The sequence below is a fragment of the Pedobacter sp. KBS0701 genome, assembly GCF_005938645.2.
In the GTDB taxonomy this organism is placed as follows: Bacteria; Bacteroidota; Bacteroidia; order Sphingobacteriales; family Sphingobacteriaceae; genus Pedobacter.
Map to the genome: position 1 here is coordinate 1,539,807 of NZ_CP042171.1, position 12,940 is coordinate 1,552,746.

At 42.6% G+C, this 12,940-nt stretch carries 7 protein-coding genes; 4 read left to right on the top strand and 3 right to left on the bottom strand.

Features of this window, described 5'->3' with window-relative positions:
* Positions 1 to 25 precede the first annotated feature (25 nt).
* The 4 genes from FFJ24_RS06075 to FFJ24_RS06090 all read left to right on the top strand — a co-directional run bounded on the left by FFJ24_RS06075 (position 26) and on the right by FFJ24_RS06090 (position 8,799).
* Positions 26 to 2,848, top strand: a complete 2,823-nt coding sequence (locus FFJ24_RS06075; RefSeq protein ID WP_138823501.1) for a SusC/RagA family TonB-linked outer membrane protein — start codon at positions 26 to 28, stop codon at positions 2,846 to 2,848.
* Positions 2,849 to 2,860: 12 nt separating this feature from the next.
* On the top strand, positions 2,861 to 4,516 hold the full coding sequence (locus FFJ24_RS06080; RefSeq protein WP_210419472.1) for a RagB/SusD family nutrient uptake outer membrane protein: 1,656 nt from the start codon (positions 2,861 to 2,863) through the stop codon (positions 4,514 to 4,516).
* 59 nt (positions 4,517 to 4,575) lie between these two features.
* Positions 4,576 to 5,790 (top strand): prolyl oligopeptidase family serine peptidase, encoded by a 1,215-nt coding sequence (locus FFJ24_RS06085; protein WP_210419473.1) that lies wholly within the window; start codon positions 4,576 to 4,578, stop codon positions 5,788 to 5,790.
* A gap of 1,026 nt (positions 5,791 to 6,816) precedes the next feature.
* Entirely contained in the window at positions 6,817 to 8,799 is a 1,983-nt protein-coding gene (locus FFJ24_RS06090) for a DUF4832 domain-containing protein (protein ID WP_210419474.1), read from the top strand.
* A gap of 514 nt (positions 8,800 to 9,313) precedes the next feature.
* Here FFJ24_RS06090 and FFJ24_RS06100 read toward each other — a convergent pair.
* From FFJ24_RS06100 to FFJ24_RS06110, 3 genes are read right to left on the bottom strand one after another with little or no spacing between them, the layout of a single operon-like run.
* Positions 9,314 to 10,150, bottom strand: a complete 837-nt coding sequence (locus tag FFJ24_RS06100) for a glycerophosphodiester phosphodiesterase family protein (RefSeq protein ID WP_138823505.1) — start codon at positions 10,148 to 10,150, stop codon at positions 9,314 to 9,316.
* Positions 10,151 to 10,153: 3 nt separating this feature from the next.
* A complete protein-coding gene (locus tag FFJ24_RS06105; RefSeq protein ID WP_246862753.1) occupies positions 10,154 to 11,440 on the bottom strand; it encodes a metallophosphoesterase family protein in 1,287 nt (428 codons plus the stop codon).
* Between the two features lie 25 nt (positions 11,441 to 11,465).
* On the bottom strand, positions 11,466 to 12,938 hold the full coding sequence (locus FFJ24_RS06110; RefSeq protein ID WP_138823509.1) for a SusD/RagB family nutrient-binding outer membrane lipoprotein: 1,473 nt from the start codon (positions 12,936 to 12,938) through the stop codon (positions 11,466 to 11,468).
* Positions 12,939 to 12,940 lie beyond the last annotated feature (2 nt).

Here is a 12,940-nt window from a genome sequence, read left to right on the forward strand (position 1 = left end):
TTATACATAATTTAAAAGATAAGAAATGACAAGATATATTAAATGTTCGGGCATTATGCTGGGCATCATCTGCTATCTGTTTACCTGTACAGCCTTAGCACAAACTACCGGTAAGCAGGAGACTGTTACAGGCGAAAATGCTAATCTGACAGACTCAACAGATAAATTAATAGAAATTCCATTTGGTACACGCAGCAGAGAAGAACTAAATTATGCCCAGAGTTCGCTTCGCTACAACCAGCTCAGTAAGGTGCCCATCAGCAACCTGTCTGGTTTACTTGCCGGGAGGTTGAGTGGTTTTTTATTCAGGTGGACAGGTAATCAGCCTGGCGGGGGAAACGTATCCTATCAAATCCGCGGAAAATCATCTTATGCGCAAGGTGCTTCACCGGCTTTTCTGGTTGATGGAATTGAACGTGATTTCGAAGATATGGATATTAGCGAAATTGAAAGTGTAACGGTATTGAAAGATGCTGCTGGCTTAAACTGGTATGGCCTGAATGGAGGCAATGGCGCAATTCTGGTAACAACAAAAAGAGGTAAAGTAGGAGAGAACCTCATTTCTTTTGATGCCCAGGGTGGTTTTCAATCTGCCGGCAACCTCATTAAACCCTTAAATTCCTTTGATTTCGCTACCCTGTATAATCGCGGGTTAACTAATGTGGGGCAGGCACCGGCTTATAATGATGCTGCCCTGGAAGGTTATAAAAACCATACTAATCCATTTCTCTATCCGGACAACAACTACTTAGATCGCTTTCTAAACAAAAGGGCGGCTACACAAAGGTATGCGCTTACCTTCAGCGGAGGGGGTAATAGGGTGCGTTATTTCAGCTCCGTTAGTTACTTTAATCAGCAAGGTCTTTTTAAAGAAACTGAAACACCTAATTACAATTCTAATTATGGTTATAAACGTTATAATTTCCGTATCAATTTAGACTATGATGTTACTAAAACACTTACGCTTACGCTGTTGGCAGGGGTTAGGAGTGAGGTACGCAATGATGTTGGAGATGGCACCAGCACTGTTTTTAGTAACTTGTATAACTTGCCGCCAAATGCCTTTCCTATTTTAAATGCAGATGGATCTTACGGCGGAACTTCACTTTTTCAAAATAATCCCCTTGGTCAGTTACAGGCTACAGGATTCTCCAGAACCACAACTAATATTTTACTGGCCAGTATCATGGCCGACCAAAAACTGTATTTTATCACCAAAGGCCTATCCGCTAACTTATTCTTTTCTTACGATGGTTATGGTAATTATGGTGATGGCCTATCCGAAAATTATGCAGTTTTCAATCAGACAGTCACTCCTGTACAAACTTATCGTACGCCGGCGGTTATTGCTTACCGGACTGCAGCATTCCAAACCAATACCAAAAATAATGAACTCTGGTTTGGCTTAGATTACAACAGGAGCTTTGCTACAGATCATCAGCTAAAAGCCAATATACGTGCCCAGCAATATGTAAGTGCAGCGGTAGACCGGTTGGATTATCGTTCCCGTATGCTCGTGGGGAGAGCAGATTACAGTTTCAGACAGCGCTATATGCTGGGGTTTACGGGGAGTTACTCCGGGTCTGAGAACTATGCTCCGGGAAGACGTTTTGGCTTTTTTCCGGCAGTATCGGCCGGGTGGCTAATATCCAGAGAAGATTTTCTGAAGGATGCTTCAGTGCTTAGCTATCTTAAATTGCGGGGATCTTATGGTCGCTCGGGTAATATTGGTCCAACTTACGATGCAAATGGTAATGTGGTCAGGTTGCCATACCGTACGCTGTTTACCAGAGATGCAGGCCCATTCTTGGGCTCTACTTTTTCTACTTCAACCACCGCAAGACTGGTAAGTCCGGCGGGTAATCCCTTAACCACTTGGGAAAAAATTGACCGCCTGAATGTAGGTACAGATGCAGACTTTTTTAAGGGAGCACTTTCCTTCTCTTTTGATTATTTTGATGAAAAACGAACGGATATACTGGGGCCTGCAAACCTACCAGGTATAGTTGGAATTGCCATCGCGCAGGTAAATTCGGGCAAGGTAAGTAGTAAGGGGTTTGATGCCAGCGGAACTTTCAATAAAAAAATTGGTGAAGTGCTGATCAGTACCAACGCCAACTTTACCTATGCTAAAAATGTAATTTTGGAAAGAACTGAAAACGTATTGCCTAGTCAATCTACAATAGGCCGATATGTGAATGGCGGAAATTATTACATTGCGGAAGGTATTTTTCAGAGTCAGGCAGAGATTAATGCCAGTCCGAAACAAACCCTTTCAAGCCTTGTTGTGCCGGGCGATCTTAAATACAGGGATGTTAACAATGACAATGTAATAGACGCAAATGATGCAGTCTCAAGCGACTATACAGATATTCCGAAAATATTTTATGGATTTGGCTTTAATATTAAATATAAACAGTTTGATTTCGGAGCACAGTTTCAAGGTGTTGGTGGCAGAACCGTAGATGTCTCTGATATTGTATATGCAGGTCCAAACGGGTTAAACCAGCTGAGTTTAGATACCTGGACTCCAGCCACAGCGACTACGGCAAAATATCCGCGTATCGGAATCTCAGACAATGGAAACAACACAGCCAACTCTACCTTTTGGTTGTATTCAGGAGATTTTTTAAAACTCAGATCTGCTGAAATTGGATACAGTACACCACAAAGCCTGAACCAACGCTTACGATTTAAAGGCGCAAGGATTTTTGTAAGTGGCAATAACATCTTCTCAATTTCTAAACTCGGTGAACTGGGTATTGATCCCGAAACACCCAATGCAGGTCGTTTTTCGTCTTACCCTTACGTAAAAACCTTTGCAATAGGCTTAAATGTTAAATTTTAATTCAAAATGAAGATGAAAAAGAAAATATATGTAATGCAAATTGTTTTGGCTGTTGTGCTGATGAGCTTTGCTGCCTGCAAAGATGAATTCTTTGAACCTTCCTACAGTGAAGGTCCCGTTAATGAAGAAGCCATCTGGAATACCGACAGGCGTGTGCGGGAGTATTTAAACAACGGTTACAATTATATGCTGGCCAGGTACAACGTTGACGGCTCAGGTGCATTAATGGCCAGCGGAAGTGATGAAGCCGTAAATTCAAACTTAAACAGCAACGTAAACATCTTTAATAATGGCAACTGGAGCAGTTTAAGGACTTTTGATGAGCAGTATACCAATCTTTATAATGGCTTATGGGTGGTGAATACGTTTTTGGAGCGATCGCCCACGGCTGTAATCTTCCCGGCAAGCGATCTTCGCGGATTAAGAGGAGAAGCATTTTTTCTGAGGGGTTTATTTCATTATGAATTGTTTAAAAGATATGGCGGAATTGTCCTGGCCACCCGGTCCTTTTCACCTGTAGAAGACCTGAACATTCCCCGCAATGCTGTTGATGATGTGGTAAAACAAATTGTTAAAGATTGCGATTCGGCAATCAATCAGATTCCTGCAGCTTCTACCAGAGATTGGGACGCTGCCAATTACGGACGTGCAACAAAGGCTGCGGGAATGGCGCTGAAAGCTAAGACACTGCTGGTTTACGCAAGTCCTTTGTATAACCCGGGTAACGACCTGCAACGCTGGCAAAATGCCGCAAATGCCGCAAAGGATTTAATCGACTTAAATAAACACAGCTTATTGAGTACGGCCTTATTCCCGAACTTATGGGATTACACCACTGCTGCAACTTCTTACAACAATGAGGTTATCTTCGCCACACCGGCAAGTAATACCAATGCAATAGAAGCAAACAATGCGCCCATTAGCTTCACAGGCGGATTGGGCAGAACAAACCCTACTCAGAATTTGGTTGATGCTTTCGAGATGACCAATGGTAAGCCCATAACCGACCCTGCATCAGGCTATGATCCGCAAAATCCGTATGCGAACAGAGATTCGCGTTTAAACCAGTTTATTGTTTTTAACGGTGCAAATTTTAAAACAGGCAGTCTGACCCGGGCTGTGGAAACTTATGAAGGCGGGCGTGATAATGTGCCTTCCAATGTAAACAGTACAAAATCCGGTTATTACCTGCGAAAGTTTTTGAGTGGTAACGCTACTTACAACATCACGGGGACCACAAGTGTAAGACGGCCCTGGGTCTTGTTTCGTTATGCAGAAATTTTGCTCATCTATGCAGAAGCCCTGAATGAATTTAGCGGTCCGGATGCAGCGGTTTATGCTTCCATAAATGCTGTACGTAACCGTGCAGGAATGCCTGCACTGGCCGGGTTAACACAATCGCAAATGCGTGACCGGATTAAAAATGAACGCCGGGTGGAATTGTGTTTTGAAGAACAACGGTTTTTCGATGTCCGCCGCTGGAAGGATGGGGAAAGTAATTTTAACGGAGCGGTTAGGGGGATGAAAATCACGAAGGTGGGTACTGCACTCACCTATAGCCCTTTTGTAATTGAAAACAGAATCTTTACCAGCAAGAACTATTGGTATCCTTTTCAACAAACTGAACTCAATAAGGCAAATAAACTTATTCAAAATCCAGGGTATTGATGATGATGAACAGATTAAAATCCTTTGCTCATCAAGGCAGATTGCTCATCAGCTTTAGGATGAAAAAAACAGTGATCTGCCTGATTGGGCTAAATTTTCTTTCTATCTGCTTATATGCGCAGAAAACAGATAAGTTTATGGGAGAAATCGTTAATTATGATGAAAGTACCGTCCCAGCTTATACCTTACCCGATATACTGCTTACCGCAAAGGGAGAAAAGGTAAAAAATACCTCTGCATGGGAAAAGAAGCGTAGACCAGAACTTTTAGCCCTTTTTGAAGAACATGTTTATGGAAAAACACCGGGCGGTTTAGATAGTTTAAAATTTGTGGTTACCAATGAGAAAGTCGATGCCATGGCAGGAAAGGCCCACTTAAAAGAAATAAAAATTACGGCATGGAATGGCGGCCATTCGGTATCCTTTCCTATAGTACTCTTTATTCCCAACAAGCGAAAAACACCTGCTCCGGTATTTTTACTGATTAACAACCGAAGCAGCAGAAATACAGATCCGGAGAGAATAGAAAAGAGTACTTTTTGGCCGGCAGAGATGATAATCGATAGCGGTTATGCCATTGCTGCTTTTCATCATTCGGATGTAGCTCCTGACCGTAAGGATAGCTATCAGAATGGCGTATTAAAACAGCTGTTTCCTGCAGAACTGGCAAAAGATAATGGCATGAAGGCCATTGGCGTTTGGGCCTGGGCCGCCAGCAGGGTAATGGATTACTTCAAAACAGATAAAGAAATTGATTTTAACAAGGTTGCGCTGGTAGGGCATTCGCGAGGTGGTAAAACAGCCTTGTGGGCGGCCGCCCAGGATCAACGTTTTGCTATGGTATTCAGCAGTTGCTCAGGCAGTACAGGTGCATCGCTTGCAAGGCGTAAATACGGAGAAACCATAAGCCTGATCAATAAGCAGTTTGGTTATTGGTTTAACAATAATTACAAGAAATATAGCAATGATGTAAACAGCCTGCCTGTTGACCAGCACATGCTCATTGGTCTGATTGTCCCAAGGCCGGTTTATACAACCAATGCTACAGAAGATCGATGGGCAGACCCTTATGGCTCATTTCTATCATTGGTACATGCTAAGCCTGTTTACGACCTCTATGGTAAGAAAGTTAACCTTCCCAAAGAGATGCCTGGTGTCAATATCCCGATAATTAATTCGGCTATGGGTTACCATTTCAGGGAAGGAAAACACGACCTCAATATTTATGACTGGACAAATTTTATCCGTTTTGCCAATCTCCACTTTAAATCATGAGGTTTGGGCTTATGTTGTTGTTAGGCAGTTGATTATGTTGTTTTTCTAATTGCGTATGTGAAGAAAGAAAGTTGGTTAGTTTTAGTTGATGGAGGCATGCTGCAAAGCGCCTCCTTTTTTGTTTTCTTAATCACAAACCCTGTTATAGCTTTGAAACATAAAGTACGTGAGACTGTATTAAAAGTGAAATCTGGTAATTAAGGCCTGAATTTTATTTCGTTCTGCGTCATTCTCGCATAGGCGGGAACCACGGAGTGCTCAGTAAAGCTAATCTTAAAGCGCGCTGCAATAGCATTAGGATTTCTAGTTAATTGGGAACAAAGATGTATCAAAATACAATTTGCTCGGTGAGCCAGCATAAATCTTTTTGATACGGCCTATTTTTCTGTGTACTTATGTTAAAACTTTGCGCGCTTTGCGGTTAAATCAACACTTAACGAGTTGAGGTTTGGGGGGGCTAAGGTGCACCTATATATTCTCACATTTCTGATTTGATTAAATCAAACATCGAAGATGCCTTTACAGTTATATAAAGTTATCTTTTTTGGAAAATGATCGTAATTTAAGCCCTTATAAGACATATTTTTCCATTGTGTACAAAATTGAACCATTTCCGGACAAAAACGAACCCTCCCGGGTCGCTCTTTGTGTATTTTTATCACAACCAAATTATATTCTTATGAGCTACTATCTTAAATTCCATTAAATGGATCGCAAGGTGAAATGGAAGGCTGATACATGTCGGTTAATTCATATATGATGGATTAAAACGTGCGCAACGCTTTTCATATCCGAAGTAGACAGTTTACTTTGGTCACCGGTTTTTAACCTTTCATGCTGATTCGGAACAAAGATTTGTCGACGATCTTTCCCCGAATTGGTAATGTCTCTTAATGTCAATCCCGTAGTTAGGTAACAACTGGTGCGCACTCAATTTAGCGTAGAAGCAAACTATTGCCTTAAGTTTCAAAATCGATGCAGCATTAATATAGCAAACTTTTAATCCAAAATTTAATATTTATTACCATGAAAAAAATCATTTTCGGGCATACCGGAAAGGCTGCTCTGCTTGCTTTTCTATGCTTGCATTCGCTTTCCTGTTCAAAAAAGGTGGAAGAAGATTTTTCGGAAACCTTTAGTAAGGGGCCTAAAAAAATGGCTGTTATTGCCAATAATTTGCTGGTCAAACCGGTATATAACAGTACGGCGGTATTAAGGAATCCACTAAACGGGTGGGTAATGTATGGCAAACGTGATGCTACCGATACTTATTGGGACAGTCAGTTTTTTGTCCCTGAATTGGGTACCAACGTAAAGGCGATAGATTATGCCTCTGCCTGTTATATCCGCACCAGTTGGAGATCGCTTAATCCCAGTCCTGGCGTTTATGCCTGGAGAGACCTTAACTCGCAGATTGGTAAATTAATCAATGGCGTTAAAACCAGGGGTTTGCCTATCGCCCTGCGGATTGTGGTAGATGGACGTGACCAGGGAGAAAATACTCCGGCCTTTGTGTTCACTGCCGGCGCTCAATATTGGTTATCCAACCCTGCAGTGCCTTCACAGAAAACACCCTTTCCACAGGATCCGGTTTTCAGGCAATATTACACCACGTTCATTGAAGAGCTCGCCAAAGACTTTAATGATCCCGTTCGCACCTCTTTTATTGATGCCTATGGATTAGGCAAATGGGGAGAAGCACATAATACCGTATATGCTGCTCCAGGGGTATTAACGGCCGCACAAACAGAAACCGTAAAGGAAGAAGTACTGGACTGGATCATGGCGCTCTACAACAGGACCTTCACCAAAGTGCCGCTGGTGATCAATTATCATAGACTAATAGGCCATCCTACCAGCTGGGGTGCAGCAAACCCTAACAGTGACCGCTTATTGGTGAAAGCGATAAATCAAGGATATAGCCTGAGGCACGATGCATTTGGAATGACCGATTATTACCAAAGCTGGGAGAAAAATTTTGCGGCAACCTGGAAACATAAACGCCCGATTATTATGGAAGGAGGATGGATTGTGAGTGGTACACACCGATATTGGATTGACTCGAGTGGCCAATATCGCGAAGGGCATCCTGAAGATGTAAGAAAAGGCGAATTTGACAGGTCGGCGGAAGCTGCTGTAAACATGATGGATTTTAGGGTTGGCGAAACAACTTCCTGGTTTCAAACCAGTTTTCCTCTGGTAAAACGCTTCAATGCGGAGGGAGGCTACCGACTTTATCCCGATGAGGTATCATTACCAAATGCGATGGCTAACGGTGCCACCGCTACATTGAGCCATCGCTGGAGAAATATGGGCTGGGGTTACTGCCCCAATAACATTCCCCAATGGAATTATAAATATAAAGTGGCCTTTGCCATTCTGGATACTGCCGGTGTGGTAAAAAAACTTTTTATTGATGAAAATGGTGACCCTTCCAAGTGGCTGAAAGATAATCCTGTTACGTATAATTTTACAACACCGGCAATTAACTTGCCTGCTGGTAGTTATAAATGGGGGGTAGCCATCATTGATAAAACAAATGCTAACAAACCTGGAATTGCGCTCGCAGTTACCGGCGACTTTAAAAACGGCTGGCTGGAACTGGGTAGCCTGCAGATACAGGCTGAGCCTCCCATTGGTCAAACCGTTAAATTAAAAGGTCCCAATAACCTGTTTGTATCGGGCGAAAATGGTGAAGCGCCGATGAGATGTAATCGCGCGAGTGCTTCTGGTTGGGAAACCTTTACCATTGTTGATGCAGGTGGGGGAAAAATCGCACTGAAAAGCATGAACAAATATGTATCTTCTGAAAATGGCGCTGCAACCGGGATCACCTGCAACCGCACAACCATTAGTGATTGGGAAAAATTTGATTGGGTGGTAAACGCAAACGGGAAAATTTCCCTTAAAGGAAGTAATGGCAAATACATTTCTTCTGAAGATGGTCAGTCGGTAATGAAATGTAACAGGGCTGCTATTGCCGGCTGGGAGGCCTTTTCCCTGGAATAATGCTGAAGAAGGGTTAGAATAAGTGATTGTTCCCTCCCAAATTTTTCAGCTGATCACCATCATCTGATGTTTGCGTATAATGTGTTGATTAATTATAATGGGTTGCTCTTCATGGGCAACCCTCGTCTCATGAACGTAATCGCCTGGGGCTGCTTTTTTATGTCCGGAGAAAACTCGGACGTAAACCGGATATAGTTTTAAAAGCGATTGAATTAGGCTGAACAGTTCCGCCATTTCAAAACATTTCTAGCTTAGTAACGAACAAATAACACACAGGATTTATTTAAACACAAAAAAAGCTGTCTCATAAATGTAGAATTGTCATCCTGAGCTTGTCGAAGGACCTGTTTTAAGTTTCTTACAAGGCGTTTCGACAGGTTCAACGTGACAAATTCAATTGAATTACAATTTATGAGACAGCCTCTTTTTTTGGCTTCTGGAATTTCATCCCAGCGATACTTTATTTAGAAAAAAATATCACAGAGGTGATGATGATAATGCCTGGTGAATAGATCTAATTTTCCTTAAGGCCGTTTCTGATCATGTTCTTTTCCAGGTATTCGATTAGTGCCTGCGGATGATCGGTTTGCATACCCTGAATGCTTTTTTTCATCGCCGCCGACCAGTCTTCATGCGTTTCACTACTGTTTTGGACATCAACAAAAATACTGATGCCCATAGACCTGATGATGGGCAAGAGTTCTTTTGATGGGATATTGTCTATGGCTTCCAAAGGCATTTTCTTAAGCGATTCCAACAGATCTTCTTTTGTTACAGCCATTCTGCTGAGCGTGGACATCAAAGGCATTTTTGGTGCATTTTTTCTCCAGGAAGCATATTGTTCACTGCTGTTAACGTAAACCAGGATTTCTTTTTCCATCCCGGCTTTTTTTATCTCGCTGTAAGCTTGTGCTACATCTGCAGCTTTAAAATCCAGGTAAATGTTGATTCTGTCTTTACAGGTCTTTAAGGCATCTTGGAAAGTGGCAATATGGTGTAAACCGCCATCTTTGCCTTTAAGGATGAGTTTTTTCACTTCCTCCAGATCAAGGTCTTTTATCTTTCCTTTCCCATTGCTCACCTGGTCTACCTGATCATTATGCAAAAGCACAAGTTTTCCGTCTTTCGTGGTGCGCAGATCCAGTTCCACATAGTCGGCCCCTATTGAAATTGCCTCCTCAATAGAGGCGATCGTATTTTCAGGCTTGATTAAGTGGCTTCCCCTGTGGGCAATAACAATGAAAGCATTTTTGCTTTCAGGTAATGGCTGTAGCGCCTGCTGTGCAAATACCGTGGGGCAGAAACCGCTCAATACCATTGTTATCAATAGTATATTTACATTAAGTCTCATATTTTAAGGTTTTAGTGCTGGGTTCATATCTGTAAATGCTGCAGCATGATCCCGGTCTGCTTTTTTTAACGAAAAAGCATCAAATAGTTCACCCGAAGTTTTATAAGCCTCAAATTTAAGATTTGCCCCATCAACGTGGATCACCTGGAAAAGCTGCGTATTTTCTAACGATACATCCATCCATTTTGCACCATCTACCTGGTACATTTTAGGGCCTGCAACCGAAACCAGGTAAACGGGTCCGCTAATTTCCCTTCCAGATAGTCCCCTTGGCAGGTTTTGCCCACGGCTATAGGTATGGTCGTGCCCCTGTAGCACCAAATCGATATGATATTTGTCAAACAAGGGTTTAAAACGTTCCCTGAATTCCTTATTGTCCCTGCTTTTTGCCGTCGAGAAAATAGGGTGGTGAAAGGTGATTACTGTCCACAGCTTTTTATTTTCTTTCAGTACTTTTTCTAGCCACTCATATTCAGCTTTGGCTGAAGCTTCGTCCAATATAATCATTTGTGAATCCAGGGAAATGATACGCATATCCTGGTAATCTACATAATAAACCGATTCTTCCAATCCCTTTGGTCCGTTGCCGGCAAAAGTGTACTGTACGCCCCAATGTGGATCAAGTACCAGTTTTCTTTTGTCATCCCGTATATATTCATGGTTTCCGGGAGCGGGGAGACTGGGAATCATACCGTTGATAAAACCACCTCCATAATGCCATTCGCCCCATTCCTGATCGTTATTGGAACGGTTGATCAGGTCGCCGGCATGGATGATAAACCTTGCATCAGGTTGGTGGGAAAATGCCTTACGGATTACTCTCGACCATTTTGAACGGATGTCGTTCTGTGCATCGCCCAGGTAAATAAAAGAAAACGGCTTACTTTTAACCGAAGCGGTGGTAAACTGAAACCACTCGCTCCAATGCTCTCCCGACCCAACACGGTAGGCATAAACCGTTTCCGGTTTAAGGTTGGTAAAAGTAACATGGTGGTATTTCGCTATTTCATAATTATTTCCGCTTCCCAACAGGGTAGAAGTTGCATCATAACTGGTGATGGATTGTTCGAGTGCCGGATTGGAGTCTTCGGCCTTGATCTGCGCTTTTGAAGCCTTAATCGTAGTATCGGTCCGCCAGTTAACGGTCTGGCTGGTGGCAGGGTCTGCGGCCCAGGTTAAAATCACGCGGTCCGGGAAATGCCCAGGTTTAAAATCCTGGGCATAAGTGTTAACCTCAACAGCTAAAACAGAGAGTGTAAATAGAAAAAGAGCTTTTATATATAATTTCATGGTTGTCATCGTTATGGAATTTAATTTATTTCAGGTACCACATTAAGGTGTACTGATTATCGGCACCGAAAACAGAAACGGCTTTTTGGTAATTAACGCGGTTTTTTGCACTTTCTGAATCAGGATAGGTATAACGTTTTGGTATACCTCTTCCGGCAGCGAGCGGACCAGTAACAAAAGCAGGGTAGCCGGTACGGCGCTGATCAAACCACCCTTCTGAGCCTTTAAACAGCATGGCCAGCCATTTTTGGGTAATTAACTGCTCAAGCGTACCATCGTATTTTACCAGCGGTTGATCGTAATAACTTTGGGCAGCAGTTACGGCATAACTGCTCATCGATTCCCTTATGCCTTTATAGTACAGCGATTCTGCCGTTTCGCCGGGTACGGTAAGTTTTCCTTTTTGTATGGCTTCTGCTAAAATAAAACATTGCTCAGTATAAGTGATCAGGCTGGCTTTTAACAATGCGTTAGAAGCGCCTCCGTTTTTTCTGAAAAACGTAGAAGAGAAAACCGAAACATGATCTTCGCCACCGTTATAGGCAGATGGTGCATCGATGGCATTGGGTACTCCCACATACCGGCTCAGATCTACGGTAGAACCTGTGGTGCTTTTTACCGGTTCTACCCAAACGCCAAGTCTTGGGTCGGTCCTTTGGATCAGCCTGTCTACAAGTTCCTTGCTTACTTTGGTTTTCTGGTAATCGAAATCGATCATAGCCAAAGGCCCACCAGGCCAGCTATAAGCCGCAATATTGCCTAAATAGGCCATTTCGGCATTGTCTGCACTGCTTTCGAAGATAGGATATGCTGTTTTATCATTAACAATTTCCTGCATCTCGGTAAAGGCAGGTGTATAGTTTTTCGAGATGCGCAGCAACATCCTTAAGCGCAGCGAGTTGGCAAACTTTCGCCAGCCAAGCGCTTTTCCTTTAAACATCACATCGCCCTTAGCATTTATTTCCTGACTGTTACCCCTCAATATTTCGTTCGCTTCCTTTAATTCTTTCAAAAGATCCGGGTAAATGGCCTGTTGCTGATCGTATTCAGGGTAGATGAGGTTAGCCTCTTTCGATTTTAATGCCTGCGAATAGGGGATATCGCCATATAAATCGGTAAGGTAGCCAAAGTTAAAAGCCTTCATGATTTTACCGATGGCAACATACTGGTTCTCCGAACGTTTCTGTGCAGTTTCCATAAAGGTTTTATTCACCGCTAAGCGCGCATAAATATCATCCCAGTCAACCGGACCCCAATCTAACAGATCATAACCGGTATTTCGAACCAGGGTAAGGTAGCGCGCTGCCGAAGCCGGTCTTCTGTTAACCGCATTTTCCTGGTAGGCATAAGCGGTGGAAACCAATACATCCGATAGTAAAAACTCCGTATTTGTAGTTTCAGGTGCATTGGGATTGGTATTTATTTCTTCAAAATCTTTAGTACAGCTTGTTATCAATGCAAGCAGTAAGAAAAGAAGCGTTGTATATTTGAATTTCATTT